General features: G+C 72.0%; 17 protein-coding genes. 8 read left to right on the top strand and 9 right to left on the bottom strand.

Going from position 1 to position 22,019, the window contains the following annotated elements:
- Positions 1 to 71: 71 nt before the first annotated feature.
- The 3 genes from EXE52_RS09255 to EXE52_RS09245 are packed head-to-tail and all read left to right on the top strand — an operon-like array spanning position 72 to position 4,271.
- Complete coding sequence (locus EXE52_RS09255) at positions 72 to 1,103, top strand: ABC transporter ATP-binding protein (protein WP_089307692.1); 1,032 nt, start codon at positions 72 to 74, stop codon at positions 1,101 to 1,103.
- Positions 1,100 to 3,235, top strand: a complete 2,136-nt coding sequence (locus EXE52_RS09250; protein ID WP_089307693.1) for a PrsW family intramembrane metalloprotease — start codon at positions 1,100 to 1,102, stop codon at positions 3,233 to 3,235. Before EXE52_RS09255 ends, EXE52_RS09250 begins: the two co-directional genes overlap by 4 nt.
- A complete protein-coding gene (locus EXE52_RS09245; RefSeq protein WP_089307694.1) occupies positions 3,228 to 4,271 on the top strand; it encodes an ABC transporter permease in 1,044 nt (347 codons plus the stop codon). Before EXE52_RS09250 ends, EXE52_RS09245 begins: the two co-directional genes overlap by 8 nt.
- A 53-nt stretch (positions 4,272 to 4,324) precedes the next feature.
- Here EXE52_RS09245 and EXE52_RS09240 read toward each other — a convergent pair whose 3' ends face one another.
- Both EXE52_RS09240 and EXE52_RS09235 read right to left on the bottom strand, forming a co-directional pair.
- Complete coding sequence (locus tag EXE52_RS09240; protein WP_049929659.1) at positions 4,325 to 4,984, bottom strand: trimeric intracellular cation channel family protein; 660 nt, start codon at positions 4,982 to 4,984, stop codon at positions 4,325 to 4,327.
- The gene (locus tag EXE52_RS09235) at positions 4,981 to 5,802 is read right to left on the bottom strand and encodes a DUF2797 domain-containing protein (RefSeq protein ID WP_199237866.1); all 822 of its coding nucleotides are present in this window, start codon (positions 5,800 to 5,802) and stop codon (positions 4,981 to 4,983) included. Before EXE52_RS09235 ends, EXE52_RS09240 begins: the two co-directional genes overlap by 4 nt.
- A gap of 97 nt (positions 5,803 to 5,899) precedes the next feature.
- Between EXE52_RS09235 and EXE52_RS09230 the strand changes: the two genes are divergently transcribed.
- The gene (locus EXE52_RS09230; protein WP_049929660.1) at positions 5,900 to 6,349 is read left to right on the top strand and encodes a hypothetical protein; all 450 of its coding nucleotides are present in this window, start codon (positions 5,900 to 5,902) and stop codon (positions 6,347 to 6,349) included.
- A gap of 2 nt (positions 6,350 to 6,351) precedes the next feature.
- Here EXE52_RS09230 and menD read toward each other — a convergent pair whose 3' ends face one another.
- Positions 6,352 to 8,280, bottom strand: coding sequence for a 2-succinyl-5-enolpyruvyl-6-hydroxy-3-cyclohexene-1-carboxylic-acid synthase (gene menD, locus EXE52_RS09225; protein ID WP_089307695.1), 1,929 nt, complete (start codon positions 8,278 to 8,280; stop codon positions 6,352 to 6,354).
- A gap of 112 nt (positions 8,281 to 8,392) precedes the next feature.
- A complete protein-coding gene (locus EXE52_RS09220) occupies positions 8,393 to 8,791 on the bottom strand; it encodes a DUF5830 family protein (RefSeq protein ID WP_049929662.1) in 399 nt (132 codons plus the stop codon).
- Between the two features lie 121 nt (positions 8,792 to 8,912).
- Here EXE52_RS09220 and EXE52_RS09215 point away from each other — a divergent pair, with 121 nt between their 5' ends.
- Positions 8,913 to 9,278, top strand: coding sequence for a hypothetical protein (locus EXE52_RS09215; RefSeq protein WP_049929663.1), 366 nt, complete (start codon positions 8,913 to 8,915; stop codon positions 9,276 to 9,278).
- Between the two features lie 54 nt (positions 9,279 to 9,332).
- Positions 9,333 to 9,464, top strand: a complete 132-nt coding sequence (locus EXE52_RS19025; RefSeq protein ID WP_255510317.1) for a hypothetical protein — start codon at positions 9,333 to 9,335, stop codon at positions 9,462 to 9,464.
- Between the two features lie 198 nt (positions 9,465 to 9,662).
- Here EXE52_RS19025 and EXE52_RS09205 read toward each other — a convergent pair whose 3' ends face one another.
- Positions 9,663 to 10,346 (bottom strand): helix-turn-helix domain-containing protein, encoded by a 684-nt coding sequence (locus tag EXE52_RS09205; protein ID WP_394338093.1) that lies wholly within the window; start codon positions 10,344 to 10,346, stop codon positions 9,663 to 9,665.
- 173 nt (positions 10,347 to 10,519) lie between these two features.
- Here EXE52_RS09205 and EXE52_RS09200 point away from each other — a divergent pair, with 173 nt between their 5' ends.
- Positions 10,520 to 10,780, top strand: coding sequence for a hypothetical protein (locus EXE52_RS09200; protein ID WP_241988239.1), 261 nt, complete (start codon positions 10,520 to 10,522; stop codon positions 10,778 to 10,780).
- Between the two features lie 606 nt (positions 10,781 to 11,386).
- Positions 11,387 to 12,490, top strand: a complete 1,104-nt coding sequence (locus EXE52_RS09195) for a TIGR04053 family radical SAM/SPASM domain-containing protein (protein WP_089307697.1) — start codon at positions 11,387 to 11,389, stop codon at positions 12,488 to 12,490.
- A gap of 19 nt (positions 12,491 to 12,509) precedes the next feature.
- Here EXE52_RS09195 and EXE52_RS09190 read toward each other — a convergent pair whose 3' ends face one another.
- The 4 genes from EXE52_RS09190 to EXE52_RS09175 all read right to left on the bottom strand — a co-directional run bounded on the left by EXE52_RS09190 (position 12,510) and on the right by EXE52_RS09175 (position 21,772).
- On the bottom strand, positions 12,510 to 14,591 hold the full coding sequence (locus tag EXE52_RS09190) for a prolyl oligopeptidase family serine peptidase (RefSeq protein WP_089307698.1): 2,082 nt from the start codon (positions 14,589 to 14,591) through the stop codon (positions 12,510 to 12,512).
- Positions 14,592 to 14,736: 145 nt separating this feature from the next.
- Positions 14,737 to 16,104, bottom strand: coding sequence for an MFS transporter (locus tag EXE52_RS09185; RefSeq protein WP_089307699.1), 1,368 nt, complete (start codon positions 16,102 to 16,104; stop codon positions 14,737 to 14,739).
- 203 nt (positions 16,105 to 16,307) lie between these two features.
- A complete protein-coding gene (locus EXE52_RS09180; RefSeq protein WP_089307700.1) occupies positions 16,308 to 19,193 on the bottom strand; it encodes an exodeoxyribonuclease V subunit beta in 2,886 nt (961 codons plus the stop codon).
- Complete coding sequence (locus EXE52_RS09175) at positions 19,190 to 21,772, bottom strand: PD-(D/E)XK nuclease family protein (protein WP_089307701.1); 2,583 nt, start codon at positions 21,770 to 21,772, stop codon at positions 19,190 to 19,192. Before EXE52_RS09175 ends, EXE52_RS09180 begins: the two co-directional genes overlap by 4 nt.
- Positions 21,773 to 22,019 lie beyond the last annotated feature (247 nt).

The raw sequence follows: 22,019 nt of genomic DNA, 5'->3' as shown, positions 1-22,019 counted from the left end.
GCCGTCGCCGCGTTCTCGGGGCCGATAACCGCGGGCGTGGCTTTAACCCACGCGCCGGCGGAGGCGCAGGCATGATCGAGGTGTCGGGGCTGCGGAAGACCTACGGTGACTTCGCGGCCGTCGTCGACAGCGACTTCTCCGTCGACGACGGCGAGGTGTTCGGGATCGTCGGCCCGAACGGGGCCGGCAAGACGACGACGCTGAAGGTGATCGCCGGTCTCGTCGAACCGACCGACGGCGAGGTGACCGTCGCCGGGTTCGACGCCTCGGACCCCGAGATGCGTCGCCACCTCGGGTTCCTGCCCGAGGATTCGCCGCTGTACGAGGAGATGACCGCGCGGTCGTACCTCCGCTTCTTCGCCGACCTCTACGACGTGCCCCGAGAGGTCGCCGACGAGCGGATCGAGGCCGCGCTCGACCGGCTGGAACTCGACCACCGGGAGCGTCGCCTCGGCGACGTCTCGAAGGGAATGAAACGCAAGGTCGCAATCGCGCGCTCGCTGGTCAACGACCCGGACGTGCTGGTGTACGACGAGCCCGCGTCCGGGCTCGACCCGGTGACGACCAACTCCGTGCTGGCGTTCACCCGCGAACTCCGCGAGACGGGGAAGACCGTCGTCTTCTCCGCGCACAACCTCTACCACGTCGAGTCGGTCTGCGACCGCGTCGTGGTGATGAACGAGGGGCGGATCGTCGCCCGCGGGAGCGTCGACGGGATCCGCGAGCGACACGGCGAGACGACCTACCGCGTGTTCACTGACGTCGAGCCGACCGCGACGCCGCCCCTCGACGACCTCGACGCGACGCCCGAGGAGGTCGGCGACCGGTACCGCACGGCGGTCCCGAGCATGGACGCGGTCGCGGCCGTCCGCGAGGCCGCCGCCGACGCCGGCGGCGAGGTCGTCGACATCCGGAGCCGCGAGCCGAGCTTGGAGGACGTGTTCCTCGACATCGTCGGCCGGCCGATGCCCGGCCGCTACACCGGCGACGGGCTCGACGACGGCGAGGTCGACGGGCAAGAGCCTGACGGGCCGGAAAACGACCGATCGACCGACGGAACAGAGCGGGAGACGGCGGCGACCGCGACGGAGGCCACCGAGTGACCGACCGGCTGCGTCGCCTCGGTCGACGGCTCGCCGTCGCCGGCCGCCGAGTGCTTCGCGTCGCCAAGTGGGAGTCGGCGCGGGCGTCCGGCGGCGTCGACCGCCGGACGCTCGCCGCGGGCGTCGCCCTGCTTCTCGTCGCCGGCGGCGTCGTCGGGGTCGGCGTGGCCACCGGCGTCGCCGGCCTCGACGTCGACCAAGACGTGTACCGGGTCGGCGTCGACGCCGGCTCGCCGTACGCGGAGGCGATCGAGGAGGAAGCGTCGCTGCGACCGGTCCCGGCCGAGACCGCGTCGCTCGGCGACTCCGCCGACGCGGTGGTGGTGACCGTGGTGCGGCCCGGTTCCGTCGACGACGGGGCGATCGATCCGGCGGACGTCGACTCGGTCGTCGTCCGCGCGACCGACACGCGGAAGGGCGAGGCGGCCGCCGCGTCGGTTCGCGAGGCGGTCGAGGCGCACAACGAGCGGCTGCTGCGCGCCGAGCCGAACCGGACCGCGGCGTTCCCGGTCACCGTTACGCTCCGGTACGTCGGCAGGACGACCGGGTTCGACGACGGCGCGACGCTCGGCGGGAGCGACGGCAGTCGGACGGGCGATCCGGGCGGCGGCAGCGCGAGCGACGGGGACGACGGCGGCACCGCGGCCGACGGCGGAACGGAGGGCGACGGCACGGAGACGAGCGGTTCCGGGTCGGACGCGGACTCCGCCGGCGACTCCGGTGGGGCCGACTCGGGCGACGGTTCCTCCGGAGACGCGTCGACCGACGGGGAGTCCGGCGGCGGGTCCGCTCCCGACTCGGGAGCGGGCGGAACCGCCGACCCGGGCTCTGATGGCGGCGAGACGGGATCGGACGGGGAGGGCGGCTTCGCGATCCCGTCGATCGGCGGCGGGGCGTTCGGCGCGGACACGACCGGTTCGCCCGCCTCGATCACGCCGCCGTTCCCGTTCACCTCGCTGCTCTTGGCGTTCGCCTTCCTCGTACCGATGAACTTCCTGATACAGGCGTACGGCTCCTCTATCCTCGACGAGCGGACGAACCGTCGCGGAGAACCACTGCTCGTCACGCCGCTCGCGCCGGCGGAGATCGTCGCGGGCAAGACGCTTCCGTACGCGGCGGCCGCCGCGGTCGTCACGACCCTCATCGCGCTCGTGATCGGCGGCGGACCGCTCTCCGTGGTGGCGGTGGCGCCCGTCGCGGCGACGTTCCTCGGGGCCACCTTCGTCGGCGCGATGTTCGCGCGGTCGTTCAAGGAACTCACCTTCGTCACGGTTGGCGTGAGCGTCCTCCTGACGACCTACGCGTTCGTCCCGGCCATCTTCACGAACGTGACGCCCGTCGCGCTCGTCTCGCCACTGACCCTCGTTGTCTTCGACCTTCAGGGCGAGGCGGTGTCGGCGGGCCAAGTTCTCTTTTCGACCGCGCCGATGGCGGTCGGGGCGACTCTGCTTTTCGGCCTCGGGCTCGGCGTCTACCGCGAGGAGGACATGTTCTCCCAGAAGCCCGTGACGCGGAAGTTCCTCGACGCGCTCGCGGTCCGGCTCTCGGCGGTGCGGACCGGCGGCGGACCCGGCGGCGTCGGGGGCGCGCTCTTCGACCGCGAGCGGCTCCGCGCGCTCGGTTCGGTCGCGTTCCTCACCGCCTGTACGATTCCCTTCGTGTTCGTCGCGGAGCTTCTGGCCGTCGCGGTGCTGTTCGCGCTGCCGGTCACCGTGTCGATCCCGGTGTTGCTCGTGACGATCGCGTTCATCGAGGAGGTCGCGAAGAGCGTCGCCCTGTACGCCGGGTTCGAGCGCGGCGTCTTCGAGCGGAGCGACCGCGTCGCGCTCGCGGTCGGCGTCGCGTCCGGGACCGGCTTCTTCCTCGCGGAGAAGGCCACGGCGGTCGTCCAAGCGGTCGGGCTCACCGAGCTCTTCCTCGGCCGCGCCGCGTTCGCCGACGTGGCCGGGCTCTCCGGGCTGCCGCCGCTCGCGCTCGTGGCGCTGTTCTTCGCCCCGCTCGTCCTCCACGTGACCGCGACGAGTGCGGCCAGCCTCGGCGCGAGGAGGGGCCGGACCGCCTACGCCCTGGCGCTGACGCTGGCCACGCTGGGGCACGCCGCGTACAACGTCGGGGTGGTGAGCCTTGGATAGCCGCCTGACGATCGCCGGCCAGGAGCTCGCGGGGCTCCGCGCCGAGAAGACGATCCTGTTGGCGATCGGGATCCAGCTGTTCATCGCCGCGTTCTCGTCGTTCCTCGTCGTCGGGCTCGTCTCGATGTACGACCCGGGCGCGCTCGACGGCGCGCAGATCGAAGTCGCGGCCGCGGGCGACGCGGTCGACGACCTAGAGCGCGCCGCGAGCGAGGTCCCCGGCGCCTCGGTCACGCCCTACGACGACGCTGACGCCGCGCGAAGCGCCTTCGAGCGGAACGCGGCCGACGCGGTGGTCGCGACTCGCACGGAGTCGGGACGGGTGTCCGCCGCCGTCACCGCCCCGGACGCCACCGTTGAGACGACCGTGATCGTGGTACAGCTGCGCGAGCTGCTGCGAACCTACGAGCTGAACGAGCGTGAGCGCCGCGCCTCGTACCTAGAGGAGTCGCCGCTGCCCCTGCCCGACCGGAGCGACACTAGCCCGTACTTCACATTCACTTACACCGTGTTGATCCCGCTCTTAGTCTTCCTCCCGGTGTTCATCTCGGGCTCGCTCGTCGTCGACTCGATCACCGAGGAGTTGGATCAAGGGACCATGGAGCTGCTCCGGGTCGCGCCCGTGACGCTCGCCGAGATCGTCGACGGGAAGGCGGCCGCGGCGATCGGGATCGCCCCCGCGCAGGCGCTGCTGTGGCTCCTGCTGTTGGAGGCGAACGGCACCGCGGTCGCGAACGTCGGCCCGATCTTGGCGCTGATGACCGCGCTGACGACGCTGGTCGTCGCCGTCGCGGTGGGCATCGCGGCGGTCGCGCCCGACCGGCGGGCGGCGCAGCTGCTCTACTCGGTCGCGGTCCTCGTGCTGTTCGGCGGCGCGACGGCGATGGCGGGCGGCCCCGCGAACGCGGTCGCCAGATTGGCGATCGACAGCGCGGGCGCGACGACGGGCGTCCTCGTGGTTGCGTACGCCGCCATCGCCGCGGCGGCGTACCTCGGCGTCCGCCGCGTCGTCTCGGTCGACGGGCTCGGACGCTGAGGGGGCGGATCGCTTCGGGCTCGGCCCGTTGTGCGGCCCGCCCCCCGAATCGATCAGTCGGCGAAGCGATCGCCGAACCGCTTCGCTGTCGGGAGCCGCCAGCCGCGGGCGACGGCGACGAGTCGGAGGCCGACCGTCACCGCCGCGCACGCCGCAGCGGCCAGTCCCGCGGGCCCGCCGAGCGTGCCGACGGCCCAGTACGTCGCGCCGCCCAACACGGCGCAGCTCGCGTAGAAGTCTTCGAAGAGGATGAACGGCGAGCGGTCGAGGAGGATGTCGGCGAGCGCGCCGCCGCCGACGGCGTTTATCGTCGCGACGGCGACGACGCCGAACGCGGACACCCCGGCGTCCGTCGCGACGATGGCGCCGGCGGTGGCGAACGCGGCGAGCCCGACCGCGTCCGCGACGACCGTCACCGGGTGCTCGTCGGGCGAGGCGAGCCACGCGCTCAGCCCGACGGCGAGGGCGACGCCGATCAGCCCTAGGAGTATCTCCGTCGGCGAGCGCAGCGCGAGGGGGACGCGCGCGACGAGGAGGTCGCGGGTGACGCCGCCGGCGAACGCCATCGCCAGCCCGACGACGGCGACGCCGAAGAGGTCGAACTCCTCGCGGACCGCCTTGCTCGCGCCGACCAGCGCGAACGCGACGAGCCCGACCGTGTTCATCACCGCGAACGGGTCGCCGAAGAGGACCGCGAGAGCGCCGCCCGTCATCCGCCGAACGCCCCGAGGCTGGACTGGAGTTCGCGCTCCGGGACGGCGTCGGTCAGCTCGTAGCCGACGAGGTCGCGCGCGTCGACGGCGTACGTGGAGCCGCCGCGGTCGAGTACGATCACCCGCCCCTTCCAGCCGCGGACGGTCCCCGCCGCCATCGTCTCGGCGACGGGCCGGTCGTCGAGGCCGAGCCCGTAGTCGAAGTCGAACCGCGCGATCGGATCGAACCGGTCGAGGAGCGCCTCCCACGCCGCCTCGTCGACCGCGCGCCCGAACCCGTCGAGCTTCGTCGGGACGCGGACGCGGTCGACGAGGTTGTCCCCGGCGGCCAGTTCCGCCTCGACCTCGCGCGCGATCCGGCCGTTCGGGAACGTCCGGATGTGGGCCGCGCGGTCCGCGCCCTGCTCCCGGAGGCGGGTCCCGAGCCGCCACTCGCGGGTGACGCCGACCTTCAGTACGTCCGGCGCGAACGCCGCGAGGTACATCGCGTGCGTCTCGTGGCAGTCCATCTCGTCTTTCAGACACGTCCCGGTACACCGGGCACACACCCAGACCCCCGAGTGGTCGTCGCAGTACGGCACGTCCGCGGCGTCGCAGGCGACGTGGTCGCCATCGTGGACCGTTCCCGCGCAGCGGCGCTCGCCGAGCCCGAACGCGAGTTCGGTGCCCGGGCTCGCGTCCACGTACTCGACGCTCCCGCCGCTCGCGACGTAGAGTCCGCCGCCGATCGGGCCGCTCGTCTCGACCGTCTGAGCGCCGTCCGCCCCCGACTCGGCCGAGTCGCGCGCGACGTCCGTCTCGTAGCCGACGACCTGCACGCCGAGCGGTACGCGAAGCCGAGGCTTATGAGCTTCGTCGGGCCCGATACCCCCTCGAATCGGATTTTATAAGTGAACTCGGCGTCGCCTCTCGGGCATGCGCACGGCAGCCCTCCCCCCCGTCGTCGCCGCGGTCGTCGCGCTCGCGGTCAGCGGCATCAGGCGCCTCGCGCCGATACTGCTCGAGTCGTCGGTCTCGCTGCCGTCGACCGAGGCGCTCTCGACGTACCTCCTGAGCGCCCGGTTCACGGCGTTTTTGCTGGTGTACGGGCTCCTGTTCGGCGTCGCTTTCCTCGCGGGACTGCGCGACGCGGACGCCTCCGCGGCGTCGACCGCGCTGGCGACGGGCGCGAGCGCGACCGCCGCGTTCCTGCTCGGCTCGGCCGCCGTCCTCTGGTACCTCGGTCCGGAGCGCGGCCCGGTCGCCACCGCCGTCTTCGCCCTCGGCGCGAGCCTCGGCGTCGGGATCCAGTTCGCGGTCGTCGCGTACGCCGGGGTCGCGCTCGGCGAGAGCCGCGGCGACGGGCCGATCTCGACGCGCCCCTGACCCTACTCGTCCGCCTCGCCGCCGTGGACCGCGGCGTCGACCGCGGCCGCCAAGCGCTCGCGCGTCCGGTGGCTGGCCTCCGCGTCCGTGTCGACCTCGATCAGGTGCGAGCCCGTCGCCTCGTGGGCCCGGCTGACGGCGGCGGCGAGGTCCTCACCGACGACATCCGCGCGCTCCGCAGGGGTGTCGCCGCGGTCGGCGTGCGCGTCGGGCCGGGCATCGATCCGGACGTGTTCGAGGCCGTGGAGCTCCGCAAGCGACCCGAAGTCGAGCCCGTGCGGCGTCTTGAACGACTCGGTGAACGGCGGCTCGAACTCCTCGATCGGGAGCTTGTGGAAGATGCCGCCGCCGTCGTTGTTGACCGCGACGACCGTGACGTCGACGTCGCACCGGTCGACCGCGAGCAGCCCGTTCGAGTCGTGGTAGAGGGCGAGGTCGCCGACGACGAGCGTGAGGTCGTCGGTCGTCCCGCTCCCCGCGCCGAGCGCGCTGGAGACGATCCCGTCGATGCCGGAGACGCCGCGGTTACCGAGCGCGGTGACGTTCGCGGTCGTCGGCCCGACGAACCGGTCAAGGTCGCGGACGGGCATCGAGTTGGAGACGAACAGCGTCGCCGGATCGGGGAGCGCCCCGGCGACCGCGCGGAGCGCGTCCCCTTCGTGGAACCCGGCGTCACCCTCGTCGGCAGCGGGCTCCGCGTCTTCCTCGCCGCCCCCCTCGCCGTCAAGCGCGTCGGCCTCGCGGGCGTGAACCGCTTCCGCGACCCGGTCGGCCTCCTCCCACTGCGCGCGCCAGCCTTGGTCTCCGCTCCCGCCGCCGACGAGCCGCGAGAGTCGGGCGCAGAGCCGGCTCGGCTCGGCGACGACGAGGTCGGTCGCGGCGAACTCGGCCTCGCGCCAGCGGCCGGCGGGGTCGACCTGGTACTGGTCGGCGCCGGTCGCGGCGAGGTACTTCCGGAGCCGCTTGGAGGTCGGCGAGGCACCCAACCGAAGGACGAGGTCGGGGTCGGCCCACGCGTCGCCCGCCGCGGCGGCGTCGCCCGCGTCGCTTCCGCCGTCCGCGAGGTCGGCCGAGAGGTACGCGTCGTAGGCGCCGATCACGGGCGCGACGCGCGTGTGACCGCCGTACCGGAGTCCGGAAAGTGGGTCGGCCAGCACGGGGAACCCGGTGGCGTGCGCGAGCGCCGTGACCGACTCCGGGTCGATCCCCGGCGGGTCGGCGGGGCCGGCGACGATCAGGCCGCGGTCCGCCTCCCCGAGCGCGGTCGCGAGCGCCCGGAGTTTGTCGTCGCCCGGTTCGGGGGCCCCGTGAGTCACGTCGACGTAGGGGCCGTCGCGCCCGCGCTCGGCCGCCTCCGGCAGGTCGTCGGGCACGTCGCCCGGGACCGGCGTCGGCTCCAGCGGCTTCTTAAACGGGACGTTGAGGTGGACCGGGCCCGGGTCGGCCCTTTCGGCCGTCGCGACGGCGCGGGCGACCGTCGTGCGCAGCGACCGGAGGGCCCGGTCGTTTGCGGCCGGCTCCGGGAGGTCTTTATAAAATCGAACCGCGTCGCCGTACAGCTTCTCTTGATCTGCGGTCTGGTTCGCGCCGGAGTCGCGCAGTTCGGGCGGCCGGTCGGCGGTGAGCGCGAGCAGCGGGACGCGGGCCTCGCTCGCCTCCATCACAGCCGGGTGGTAGTTGGCGGCGGCGGTGCCGGAGGTACAGATCAGCGGCGTCACGCGGCCGGTCCGACGGGCGCGCCCGAGCGCGAAGTACGCGGCGGAGCGCTCGTCGAGCTGCGAGAACACGCGGAGATCCTCGTGGCCCGCGGCGGCGACGGTCAGCGGCGTCGAGCGGCTGCCCGGCGAGGCGACGACGGCGTCGACGCCCGCGGCGACGAGCTCGTCGACGAGCGCGTTCGCCCACAGGGCGTTCCGGTTCGGCGCGGTCATTACCGTCGCTTCGGGCGCGGACGTAAATACTCCGGCGAGTTCGGTCGACGCTCGGGCGGCGGGAGAGCGCGGTGGACGCTCGACCGGCCGGAGGCCGCTCTCGGCGCCGCCCTCACGCCGCGTCCGACGCCGACTCCGACTCTCGGCCCGTAACCTTGCGGACGCACGAGGAGCCGAACGGGCCGAGTTCGCCCGCGTCAAGTTCGACGAAGTGGCCCGTCGAGACCGAGGCGCCGCAGCGCCGACACTCGAAGTCGCCCTCGCGCGCGACGACCTGGCGCTCGTACTCGACGTAGGCGCCGCCGGTGTTGACCCGGAGCCGAGCGCCCTCGCGGTCGATGACGCCGCGCTTCTCCGCGGCGTCGAGGATGTCGCGGGTGAGCGCCGGGCTCGTCGTGATCGTCTCGATCCGGTCGACCGCCGCGGCGAGGTCGAGCTCCTCGCGTTCGAGGTGCGCCAGCAGCTCGACGCCGAGCTCCAGCTTCTCGTCGCGGGTCGACGGCCCCGTCACGGCCGCCGAGACGGCGCGATCCCTATTAAGTCGGCCGGACGCCGGTCGGTCTCCGTCCGCAAAGCGCGCGCCGGCCCCAGCGGATCGGCACATTCACGTTCGCCGCCCGACAGTTTCGCCCGTGGTTCGATCCCGCGATCGGTCTCGGCGTCGCCTCGCCTACCGCCGGCGCCCCAACGAGTTCTACTGGCTGTGGATCGCGGCGACGGCGACGTACGGCGTCGGCGACATCGTGTCGACCGTCGCCTTCCTCCGGTACGTCCCGACGATCGAGGAGGCGAACCCGGTCGTGCGGTTCGCCCTGGAGTCGTTCGGGCTCTCCGGGCTCGTCGCCCTGAAGATCGCCGTCTACCTCGTGATGCTCTGGATCAGCGTCGAGGGCGCGCGCGAGGGCGACGGGCTCCTCTACTACTTCCCGCCGGTGCTGCTCACGCTCACGGGGACGTACCTCACCGCGAGCAACGTGCGCCTGCTGTGGCTCGCCTGAGGGGCTGACCGCTCGCGTCCGGAGGCCGAATCCGGTCTCGGCGCGGCGCTGCTGGTGCGGGTCTGGTTCGTGCTGGTCCACGACCTGCTCGCGCTCGGAACCGTCGCAGCGACCGAGCCGCCGGGCGCAGCGCTGTCGGCGCTGGTGCTGTCGAATCCGGTGAGTCCTTCCGGGTGTTCGTGTTGAGCGGGCTCGGGGCGACCGACGGCGGCGGGTTCACCGCCGCCCTCGCCGGGAGCGGGCTCTCGACGGTCACACTGGCGGCGTCGCTCGTCGCGTGGTGCGTGGTCCAAGCCGCCGTCGCGGCGCAGTTGGTCCGTCGCCGTCGGCTCTGGCGCGAGGCGAGACCGGGCACGGCGACCGGTCGGACTTTTTCGATCGCCGCTACTGGATCCGCTCGATACCGTCCTCCTCCGGCGATTCGAAGTCGAGGGGGCGGCGCGGGAGGTCGTCGACGAACTCCCGGACGATCGTGCGCTCGACGCGCTGGAGCACCTCGCTACACGTGGACTTCGCGATGCCGACATGGTCAGCCACCTCGGTGAGCGTCGTCTCTCGGGGCACGTCGTAGTAGCCGCGGTCGACCGCCTCGAAGAGGACCTCGCGCTGGCGCTCCGTGAGCGACCCGCCGGGGTTGATCCGCTGTTGGACGTACTCGACCTCGAACGCCGCGCCCATGTCGCGGAGGGCGTCGCCGAACTCCGCGACGCGCTCGTGATTACCCGTCACGTCGACGCGCGCGACGCCGTCGCGGATCTCGACCGGCATCTCGATGGGGACGCCCGCCCGGCGGGCGACCGTCTGTAGCAGGGGGACGAGCGCCTCGACCTGAACGGTGACCATCCCGTCGTCCGCGGCCATCACCGACGAGTGGGTGATCGTCTCGTGGTCGTCGATCGCGTCGAGGATCGGGTCCGTTTCGTCCGCGGTGATCCGGACCAGCGCGAACCCCGCGCCGTCGTCCGGCGTCGCGGTCAACACCTGGAACCGCGCCTCGGGGAACTCACGCGAGACGTCGCCGACCCACGGACCGTCCGGGATCGTCACGCGGAGACGTGCCTGTGCCATGCCGGAGGCTTCGACGCCGGCGTGGAAGTAGCTTCGGCTCCGCGGTCGGCGTCGGAACATGTTCGGCGGAACGGACCCAGAGATCGGGTCCGTTCCACCGGATATGAGTTCCAGGCCCGACGAATCGGCGGCGGTGGAGGGCTCGACGCGCGGGACCTCGCGCCGCCGCAACCTTGCGCGAGACGCTCGAACGCGCCGAGCCGCTCGGCGGTCATGACGTGTTGGTCCAGTACAACGACCGAACGCCGCAGTCCCTCTTCCCGCGGCTCGACGACCGCGGGTACCCCTACGCCGCGGTCGGGACCGACGCGCCCACCGCGGTCGTCACGGCGATCTGGTCGGGCGAGGGCGAGTGGACCGTTTCGGACGAGCGAGCGGGGGAGGGCGATCAGACCGACGCGAGGGAGCGGTCCGGCGAAGGCGACGCGACCTGAGTTACTTCGAATCCGCCAGTACGCGTGAGAGTGACATAACCGTCCAAATCGCGGCACAGGCGATCCAGACCCCGGGGCTCGTGAGCAGGGTTATCGCTCGCTCAGTCGAGTACAGTACGAACAACCATGGCGGTATTCCAACGACGAATGACACAAATCCCGACCGCGACGGCTCGCATGGCTCGCTGCGCTCTTCGCTCGTTCGCTCCACTCACTGCGGTGCGTGCGTCGTCAGGCTTCGCCCTCGCGGCAGCGTGGCGCGACGCGCCACTGGCAGCAGGCGGCGAAGCCGCCGGCGACTGCCCCTTTGAGTCCCACCCGACCGCACAGCGCCGCAGCCTCACGCCTCCCCAGCCTCGTCGCCCTCCCTTCGGTCGGCCGACTCCCTCGCGCGTGCTCCTCGCGGCCGCCTGCGGCGGCCGCGCGCAGGCACGCGCCGACCACTCTGTCATCTATAATCGATTGTCGGGGTCGCTCACGTGTATTTAAATCCCGCATCGCAGTTGTCGATCCGACGCGTCCCTCCCGCCGTCGCTCGCCGTTACGTCCGGTGAACACGTTCGGGAACGACCCCAAACGGGTCCGGGTCGTAGCCGGACGTGAGCGATGTTCGACGACCTCGACACGGACCGGCGGCCGCTGGTCCTCGTTTGGGAGGTCACGCAGGCCTGCGGGCTCGCGTGCCGCCACTGCCGGGCTAACGCGCGGCCGCAGCGACACCCCGACGAGCTGACGACCGCTGAGGGGAAGCGACTGCTGGCGGACGCCGCCGCGTTCGGCGACGGACAGCTGGTCGTCCTCTCCGGGGGCGACCCGATCGCGCGCGACGACCTCACGGAGCTGGTCGCGCACGGCGACGACCTCGGCCTCCGGATGACGATCACGCCGAGCGGAACCCGGTCGCTCACGCCCGAGCGCGTCAGCGACCTCGGCGACGGGGGGATCGCCCGCATGGCGCTCAGCCTCGACGGGTCGACCCGCGAGCGCCACGACGCGTTCCGCGGCGAGGAGAGCTTCGCGGACACCGTCGCGGCCGCGCGCGCCGCCCGCGACGCCGGGATCCCGCTCCAAATCAACACTACCGTCTGCGCGGACACGGTCGAGGACCTCCCCGCGATCCGCGACCGCGTCCGCGACCTCGGCGCCGTCCTCTGGAGCGTCTTCTTCCTCGTTCCGGTGGGTCGCGGCCGCGTCCTCGACCCGGTCTCCCCCGAGCGCGCCGAGGCGGCGATGGCGTGGCTCCACGAGGTGTCGGAGGAGGAGCGGTTCGGCGTCAAGACCACTGAGGCCCCGTTCTACCGACGTGTCGGGATCCAGCGCGCCGAGGCCGGCAGCGCCGACGCGGGGGCCGACCGACGGGGCGGGATCACGGCCGGGCGCGGCTTCGCGTTCGTCGGCCACACCGGTGAGGTGTACCCGTCCGGGTTCCTGCCCGAGTCGGCGGGGAACGTCCGCGAGCGGTCGGCCGTCGACGTCTACCGGAACGCCGACCTCTTCGAGTCGCTCCGCGACCCGGACGGCTTCTCGGGGAAGTGCGGCGCCTGCGAGTTCCGCCACGTCTGCGGCGGGAGTCGGTCGCGAGCCTACGCCGTCACGGGCGATCCGACCGACAGCGACCCGCTCTGCCCGTACGTCCCGGACGGCTACGACGGACCGCTGCCCGAGCGCCAGCGAGGGGCCGACGGGGAGCGGTCCGAATCCGCCGACTGATCCCGGCGTCGCCGGCGACTCACTCCGGCCGTTCGCCGACGAGGAGGTCGAGGTCGGCGACGCTGCCGGCCGGGTCGAAGTCGAACGCCGCGCCGTAGAACGCGAGTTCGGCGGCGTGCGCCCGGGCGACGTTGTCGGCGTCGCGGAACCCGTGGCGCTCCTCCGGGAACTCCACGTACGCGTACGGCGTCTCGTTCGCGACGAGGGCGTCGATCATCGCCTCGGCCTGCGCGGGCGGGACCACCTCGTCCTCGCCGCCCTGTAACAGCAGCAGCGGCGCGGTGATCCCCTCGGCGTGCGCGACCGGCGACCGCGCCTCGTAGACGTCGTCGGCCTCGGGGAGCGGGCCGACGAGCCCGTCGAGGTAGCGCGACTCGAACTTGTGGGTCTCCGCCGCCAGCGCGCGGAGGTCGGCGACGCCGTAGTAGCTCGCGCCCGCGTCGAACGTGTCGTGGAACGCGAGCGCGGCGAGTACCGCGAACCCGCCCGCGCTCCCGCCCGAGATCGCCAGCCGGTCCGGGTCGGCGAACCCCTCGTCGGCGGCGTACCGGGCGGCGTTGACGCAGTCGAGGACGTCGCGGACGCCCCACTCCCCCTTCAGCGACTCGCGGAAGGCGCGGCCGTACCCCGTCGACCCCCGGTAGTTCACTGTGAGCACCCCGACGCCGCGGGTCGTCCAGAACTGGACCGTCGACGACAGCGACGCCTCGGACCGACTCGTCGGCCCGCCGTGGACCCTGACGAGGAGCGGCGGCGCCGCGTCGGCCGGCGCTTCGACGTCGGGGTTGTGGGGCGGGTAGTAGTGGCCGTACGCGGTCGCGTCGTCGGCGCCGACCGCGTCGCCGGTCGGGAAGGCGATCGACTCCGGCTCCGAGACGTACGCGGCGTCGAGCGCGTCCTCCGTCGACTCGCGGAGCCGAGTTGCTCCGGTCCCCGCCGACCCCGGTCGCCACGCGACGACCGCGCTCGGCGCGTCCGTCCGGTGACCGGCGAAGACGACACGGTCGCCGTCGGACCGGACCGAGGCCGGACGGAAGGAGCTGTACGGGAGGCCCGGGTCGACGAGGTCGCCCGTCTCCGGATCGAGCAGGCGCAGGCTCGGGTCGCCTCCCTCGGTGACCAGCGTGGCGATCCGCCCGTCACCGAGGAACGCGAACGTCGACACGCCGAGGGTCCACATCGGCACGCCGAACGCCGCCGGCATCTCGCGGAGGACCTCCGCGTCCGATGTCGTCGGGAGCGCGACGCCGGCTCCGCGCTCCCCCTCCTCGGTCCCGGACGCGACCGGGAACCGATAGAGGTTCCACCAGCCGGTGGGGTCGGCCGCCGCGTGGAGGACGCCGTCGGGCGACCACTTCGGCGAGACGACCGACTCGTCGGCGCCGCCCGCGACGACGCGCTCGTCGCGGATGTCGCCCGTCTCGTTGACCGCGCCGACGACGAGTTCGGTCCCATCCCACGGCATGTTCGGGTGATCCCACCGCAGGTACGCGATCCGGTCCCCGCCCGGGGCCGGCCGCGGCGCCGCGTAGAAGTCGTGCCCGTCCGCGACGACGACCGGGTCCGAGATGCCGGTCTCCGGAGCCGGGTCGGGTGACAGCGGGAAGCGGACCAGCTCGTTCCGGGGCTCCTCGTCGGTGCCCGGTCCGACGTGACGCTCGCGGACGGCATAGACCGTCTCCCCGTCCGGAGCGAGCCGCATGTCGGCGTAACGGTGGGCCATCGGCTCCGGCGGCTCCGGCGTGACCGGGGTCGGTTCCGCGTCGCCCCCGGCAGCGCTCCCGTCCGCGGGCAGTCGGTAGAGCCGCTGGTCGTCCATGCTCGCCGCGAGCACCGTCCCGTCCGCGACGAGCACGTCGCCGCCCCCGTACTGGTGGACGAGCGTGCGCACGTCGAGTTCCTCCGACGTCACTTCTGTCGGATCGGCGCCGCGGTCGTCGACCGGGGCGCGACAGACGACGCCGCGACCGCCCTCGGACGGGCGGCGTTCGATCCAGTAGACGTGGTCTCCGTCGGTCTCGACGGACGCGAACGACCTGACGTCGGCGGCGACGTCCTCCGGGGCGACCGGCGACGGCCACTCGCCGTACGGTGTCGGCATGGGATCGACGAGCGTCGCCGCTCCAATAAACCTACGCGAGCCGGCCACCCGAGCCACCGGGCGGGGTCCGGCGCCGGGGTCTGTGGTCGCCCGCACCGGGGTCGATGGCCGCCCGCGCCCGGTTCCCGATCCGGGGCGTCTCGCTTCACGCGTACGCCTCGAACTCCTTGCCGAACGCGAGGAAGTAGCCGGTGCCAACGAGCCCGACGACGGCCGCGACGGTGAACGCGACCTGGGGGCTGACGAAGTCCCACAGGTACCCCCCGACCGCCGCGCTCGGGATCACGACCGTGTTCCGGAGGAGGTAGTACGTCCCGGTGACGCGGCCGCCGGCCCCCTGCTCCGCCGGGCCGACGATGAGCGCCTTGTGCGACGGCAGGCCCGCGAACCGCAGCCCCGAGAACGCGAAGACGGCGATCATCACGGCCGACAGTGGCAGCGCCGACCCCGCGAGGGCCGGCGCGTAGATCAGTACGACCGGGAAGAGGGCGTACACCGCGAACCCGACCGCGACGACCGGCTTGAGGCCGATGCGCTCCGCGAGCCGCGAAGCGGGGACCATGATCAACAGCGCGACGAGCATCTCGACGCCGAGGAGGTAGCCGAAGAACGCCTGCGGCGAGAGGTCCACGTCGTACGCGAACCCGCCCAGCGCGACGGTCGCGTCGAGGCCGACTTGGAAGAACTGCGTGACGACGAGGACGAAGAACACGTACACCATCCCGTTCGCGAACCGGACGAGCGTGTCGCCGACGAGCAGCGGCCGGAGCGGCGCCGGCATCTCCCGCAGGTCGCGCCGGACCCGGTCGAGCCCCGCGAACGAGTCGCCGAAGGAGTCGCCGCTCGCGTCGTAGAGGACGTGCTGGACGAGCGTGCCGAGGACGCCGAAGGCGACCGCGACCGCGAGGACGAACTGGAAGCTGACGGTGAACTCCGCGCGGAGTCCGATGAGGACGGCGGCCAGCACGGGTCCGACGAGGAACGCCGTCCGCCGGAACGTCTCCGTGCTGGCGAACCCGGCGGCCAGTCGCGAGGGGACGGTCGCCTGCTTCACGACGGCGAACGTCGCGCCGAGCCCGAACGACTTCCACGCCTGCGCGAGGACCAGTCCGACGAAGATCCAGACCCACGGCTCCACGATGAGTCCGCCCACCGCGATCGGGCCGACCCCGGGCGCGACCAGCCAGACGAGGAAGCCGAGCGTCGACAGCAGCCCGAAGAGGGTGAGCGCGTACCGCGAGCCGATACGGTCCGAGACGGCGCCGCCCGGGTACGGGTAGATCGCCGAGATAACGTTGCCGAACGTGCCGAAGAGCCCGACGACGAACCCGGACGCCCCGAGCGCGACCATGTACTCCGGGAGGTACCGGTTCGTCATCTGGAACCCCAAGCTGAACGCGAACATCGCGATCGACAGCACGAACACGTCGCGCTCCAGCGCGAAGAGTCGCCGAAACCCGTCCAGCGCCCCGGAATCCGCCTCTGCGTCCGCGTCGTCGCCGCCGGCGCTCACGGGGGCGCCCCCGGTGTTCCGGAGCGGTCACGGTCGTCGACGCCGGCGCGGGTCGGTCCTGCCTCGGGGAGCGCCATACGCGTCGTCCGGTTCGCGTCGACAAAAATTCCACCCCGTCACGGAGCCGGCGCGAGACGGTCACTCACCTCGGGTGGCGCCGGCGAGGGAGCAAGTCGGGGGCGCCAATCGGACCGGTCGGGGCCTCACCCGGACGGCGACTCGGTCGCTCGAACGAGCGCGCGCAGCTCCTCGACGGCGAGTGGCTCGACCCGCTCGCGCGTCCCATCGCTCGTGTAGAACAGGCTCGTTTCGACCGCTTTCTCGGCGAACCACTCGTCGAGGACGTGGTAGTAGACGCTGAGCTGCTTCCGGTACTCCGCCCGCGCGCGCCGCGTCGAGTCCGTCTTGTAATCGACGACCGCGACCCGGTCGTCGGTCACGTGAACGAGGTCCGCGATCCCCGAGACCGTGACGCGGCGGCCGTCGACCTCGAGCGGGAGCGTCACCGGCTCCTCGACGTACCGCTCGCCCGACAGCCCGTCGAGTAGGTCGACGACTCGCCGCTCGTGGTCGTTCGACGGCGTCACGTCGTCGCCGAGCGCGTACGCCTCCGCAAAGTCGTGGACCCGAGAGCCGAAGTCCATGCCGCGAGTCTCGGGCGCCGCCTCGGCGCCCGCCTCCGACCGCTCGTCCGCCGCCTCGAACACGGTCTCGTCCATCAGCGAGTGCGGGCTGTGACCGATCGGGCCGTCAGGCGCCGTCACCGAGAACGGCAGTTCCGCGTCGGCGGGCTCCTCGCGGTCGAGCGACTCGACCGCTGGTTCGATCTCTTCGACGGCGACGGGAAGCTCCTCAAGGAACGTGTTCGGGTCCTCGCCGGCCGCGAACACGACGTGGCTCTCCGCGCGCGTGACCGCGACGTAGAGCAGCCGGCGTTCCTCGTCGTACGCCCGCGGTAGGCAGCGCCGGATCACGTCGTGCCGCCAGTTGTCGTACACGTGCGGGTGGGCCCGCTCCGCCGAGTACACCTTCTGCTGTCGGAGCCCCACCGGGTCCCGGTACTCGATGACGCTCGATCCGCCGGCTCGAGGTGGGAAGCGCCCCGCGTTCATGTTCGCCATGACGACGATCGGATACTCCAACCCCTTCGCGGCGTGAATCGTCTGGACGGTCACCGCGTCGTCGCCCGCGGACGCGGCGACGTCGACCGTGCTGCCGGTCTCGACGCCGCGCTCCATGAACCGGATCAGCTCGCCGCGAGTCGCCGTCGTCGCGTCGTGGACCGACTGGACCGTGTGGAGGAGCACGTCCGCCGCGTCGCCCGCGAAGCCGTAGCGGTCGAGGACGCGGCGGGCGACCGCGCCGACCGACTCCAGATCGTGGAGCCCGTCGCGGAACGCCGCCGGGTCGTCAGGGTACGACCCCGTCTCCAGGAAGCGACCGATCTCGTCGAACGCGTACCCGGCCCGTTCGAGGACCACCGCCCAGCCGCGGTCGGCGTCGGTTTCGAGGATCCGAAGCCACGCGAGCAGCAGTTTCGCCGGATCCGTCCGGAACAGTTCGATCCCGCCGTCGTAGGCCATCGGGAAGTCGTACTCGTCGGCGGCGGCGAGGAGTTCCCGCCCGTAGTCTCGGGTCCGGGTGAACACCGCGATATCCCCGTACTCCGGCGGTCGCGGTTCGCCGTCCGCCCCCTCGACGGCGTAGTCGTCGTTGCCGACGATCGCCTGAACCTTCGAGAGGACCGCCTCGTGTTCGTCCTCGTGGCGGATTCCCTCGACGACCGTGTTGTCGAAGGGAGTATTCGAGGAGAGCCCGACGACGTCGTCGGGGTCGACCGCGACGGTATCTCCGCTCGCAGCCGGCGCCGCGATCGCCCGCTCCGAGAGGTCGATGACCGACGCCGTCGACCGGTAGTTCTCCCGCAGTTCGATCCGGGTCGGGTCGGTCGCGTCGAACGGGACCCGGTCGGCGTCGTCGTTGAGTTCGGCGGCGAACCGCTCCAGCCGCGCTTCGAACTCGGTGACGTTGCGCACGTCCGCGTACTGGAACGAGTAGATGCTCTGCTTCCAGTCGCCGACGGCGCAGAAGTTCTCGGTCCCGGACAGAAGCAGCGCGAGCTTGAACTGGAGCTCACTCGTGTCCTGAAACTCGTCGACCATGACGTACTCGAACTGCGCCGCCTCGCGGGCGCGCTCGTCCTCGCAGAGGAGGACGAACGCGAACAGCTGGAGGAAGCTGAAGGATAGGTAGTTGCGGCGCAGCGCAAATCGCAGGTACTCGAAGTACACGTCGCGGACGAACGTCTTGAGCCCGTCGCGGTCCTCGTCGAAGACCGCGCGCGCCACGTCGTCGTCGAGGCGCTTCGTCCCGCGGCCGCCGCGCAGCTCCGACTTCGACGGGGCGTCCGAGCGGTACGTCTTGTGGCGGCCGAAGTCGCTCAGGTCCTCGCGCAGCGCCGACTGTTTCCGGCCGTCGTTCCGGGGTCGGTTCGCCGCGTCGAACCGCGCTCTGAACGCCTCGAAGTCGCCGTCGAGGTATGATTCGCCGCCCCGATACCACCCGTCGGCAGTGGGGAAGATCCCCTTCGACGCGAGCTCTCCGATCAGGTCGAGCAGCTCGCCCGGTTCGGCGAGCGCGCGGTAAAACGCCGCGTGTTCCGGGTGGTCGTCGCGGAAGCCGCCGAAGAACTCGCGGAACCGCTCGGCCTCGATCAGCTCGTCTTCGAGGATCCGCGTCGACCCCGTGATCCGCTCGTCGAGGCCGAGGTGTGTCGGCGCGGCGTACCCGTGCTCCTGAAGCAGTTCGTGGCAGTGCGAGTGGAACGTCCGGATCGGGGCGTCGGCCAGCTCCCGCAGGCCGTACGCGCTGTGGTCGACGATCCGCTCTCGCATCTCGGTCGCGGCGCTCCGCGTGAACGTCGCCAGCAGCACGTCGTCCGGTTCCACGTCCGGCCGGTCGACGATCCGTCCGTAGCGCCGGGTGACGGCGAACGTCTTCCCCGTCCCGGGACCGGCGTCGACCAGGTGCGTCCCCGCCGTGCTCTCGATGAGCTCCCGCTGGGCCTCGTTCGGCGTCGGCTCGCTCATCGGTCCCCCTCCAACAGCAGGTCGCGGTTGTCCACGCGCCGGTAGTTCGGCTCGCCGGCGAGCCCGTCGACCGGGAACCGCTCCTCGCCGGCGCGCCGGGCGTTGAGTTCGTCGAGGCGCTCGTCGACGAACGCCTCGAAGGCGTCGAGGTCCTCGCGGAAGAAGGCCCGCCTGCGGGCGCCGTTGAGCTCTCGGATCGCCTGGTCCGCGCCCTTCTCGGCGTCGACGGCCGCGGACGTTTCCGCGTCGACCGCGGCGGTGAACCGCTCGGCGAACTCGGAGTCGCGGAGTTCGCCCTTGTCGGTCGTCTCGGGGAACGTCAGCGGGGCCACAACCTGCTCGTAGGCCGAGTAGCCGAGGTCCTCGAACGTCTCCCGACAGTCGGTGTAGCCGTCGAGGAGCCGCTCGTACGCATCCCGGGAGCCGACGTACTCGTCGAAGGCGACCGGGTGGTAGGTGACCGTCGTGAGCGCGTCGCCGAGGTCGGCGTCGCCCGCGATCACGTCGGCCATCGGCTCGAGGAAGTGGAAGAACGTGAACTCCAGCCGCTCATTCGGACGGACCGACCGGTAGTACGTCAGGTACAGCGCCGCCTGAAAGTTCGGCGCGTCCGCCGGCGGGTCGACCGCCGCGCCGCCGACGACCTGTGCGGTGCGCTTCTTGCGTCCGCTCTTGTAATCGAGCAGCGCGGTCGGCGCCCGCACGAGGTCGATCTTCCCCTTCACGCCGAGGGCATCGTCCTCGAACCAGCGCTCGGTGAGCGGCGAGTCGACCGGCTCGTCGAAGTGTTCCGCGAAGAAATTGGTTCCCCACCCCGACGCCGCCGTGAGGAAGTCGTCCGACTCCGGCCCCTCCTCGTCGAGATACTCCGCGATCAGCTCCAGTCCGATGCGGTACTTCCGGCGGCGGAGGGGCTCGTCGGCGGCCGAGGAGAACGCCTCGGTCTCCGCGAGCATGGCGTCGACGAGGGCGTCGGTGTCGGCCGCGGCGACCGCCTCGGGGTGGTTCACGTAGAACTCCGCGAAGTCGTGGAAGAGGGTCCCCTCGACGAACCGTTCCCGATCCGGAGTGTCGAGGAGCCGCCCGAAGAGGTAGTCCCGGGGGCTGTTGACGTAGCTATTCAGGGTCGACTGGCTGACCGTCCCGACCGTCTCGGGGTCCACTCCGGTCGGTTCACGGTCGAAGCCCGCGCCCGTCGACCGCGGTCGCGGCCGGTGTTCGACCGAGTCGAGGTCGCTGAACCGCTCGAACTCCTCGTCGAGGAGGTCGCCGAGGTACAGGCACGGAGTGACCGGCTCCCCGCCGGCCACGTCCTGAACGAGGTAGTACCGTCGGTCGCCGCTCTGGAGCAGGCGCTGGAAGTCGCCAACGTAGCGCGCGAACTGGGTCTCGGTGTCCACCCACGGCCGCTGGGGCGCCGAGTGCGTCCACTCCTCTCCCATTCCGAGGTGGAAGACGACCGGGCGGTCGACGTACGCGGAGGACTTCGCGTCGGCGAGGAGGACGCCCTCGTTCTCCCTGTCGACAGGGACCTCGTAGGTCTGGAGGTAGTAGGCGAGCCGGTCGACCGCGCCGGCGGTCACTTGCGCGTCGGCGAGCCCCAGGCTCCGCAGCTCCTCGTCGAGCCGGTCCAGTTCGACGCCGGCCTCGGTCGCGTAGGCGTCGAGCGCCGCCGCGAACGTCCGGTCGCCGACGCCGTCGCGGAACGTCCGCAGCCACTCCGTGGCGGGGTGGTCGACGGCCGCCAACCGCCGCTCCCGGTCCGCGGTCGGGACGTCCATCCCCAGTTGCGCGAGGATCGGGGCGGCGTCGCCGACGGTCGCGTCGCTCCCCCGGAAACAGAGCCGGAGGAGCCGGACGAACGTCCGGTGGTGCGGGTCGTCCGCGAACCCCGGCCCGCCGTAGAAGGGGATGCCCGCGGCCTCGAACGCGGACTCGACGAGCGAGGAGTACTTCCCGCCGCCGTCGAGGACGACGGCGACGCGGTCCGCATTGTGCGCCGTGATCGTATCGCGGAGCGCGGCGACGATGTCGGTCGCCGACTCGAAGACGTGGAAGGGCGGGGGGTCGAACGCCTCCCCGCTGAAGAGGTCGACGCGATCGAACGCCTCCGGGAGGACGCCGCGCTCCAGTTCGGTCAGCTGGTCGTACCCGACGACGGCGACGGACCCACCGTCGTCGATCGCGTACTCCGTGAGCCGCTTCGAGGTCGTCCGCAGCGTCCGCATGACTTCGACGACCTCGCGGGTCGCGTCGTCGACGTAGGCGTCGTACTCTAAGACCGCGCCGAGCCGGCCGGTGTGTTCCCAACACTGGAGGACGTTCCCGACGGCGTACGCGACCGCCTTCCAGTCGTGGTCGGTCTGTCGGACGATCTCGAGGAACGCCCGGCGGTCCTCCGCCTGCTCGCGGCGACCGGCCGCGAGGCGGCGCGGCGTGGTCGCGAACGTTCCGAAGTGCGGGCGGTCGAGGCGGCGGTTGATCGCGCTCGCGAGCGGGGCGTCGGGCGTCACGACGAGGTCGTAGTCCCGGACCTCCGCGTAGAGCGACGCCGCGTCTTTCGCGCTCCGAATAGGCACGACTATCGGGAGCCGGACGAGTCACAAAAAGATAGCGGGGGCGCCGATCGGTTCGCCGAGTCCGGAAGCATCCGGAGGCGCCGTTGTGCGACGTATTCGACTCCGATCAGACGATCGATCGACGGCTTCCGAAGCTTGAGGACGCGGGGCTCGTGGACCGCTACGACCCGCAGGGGGACAGTCGTATCACGATCGCGGTCGAGTCTCCCTCATTGGCGAACGCGACGAGAGCACCTCGAAGCCGACT

This window comes from Halorubrum sp. CGM4_25_10-8A (assembly GCF_005435025.1).
In the GTDB taxonomy this organism is placed as follows: domain Archaea; phylum Halobacteriota; class Halobacteria; order Halobacteriales; family Haloferacaceae; genus Halorubrum; species Halorubrum ezzemoulense.
This window is presented reverse-complemented; position numbering and strand designations above follow the sequence as displayed.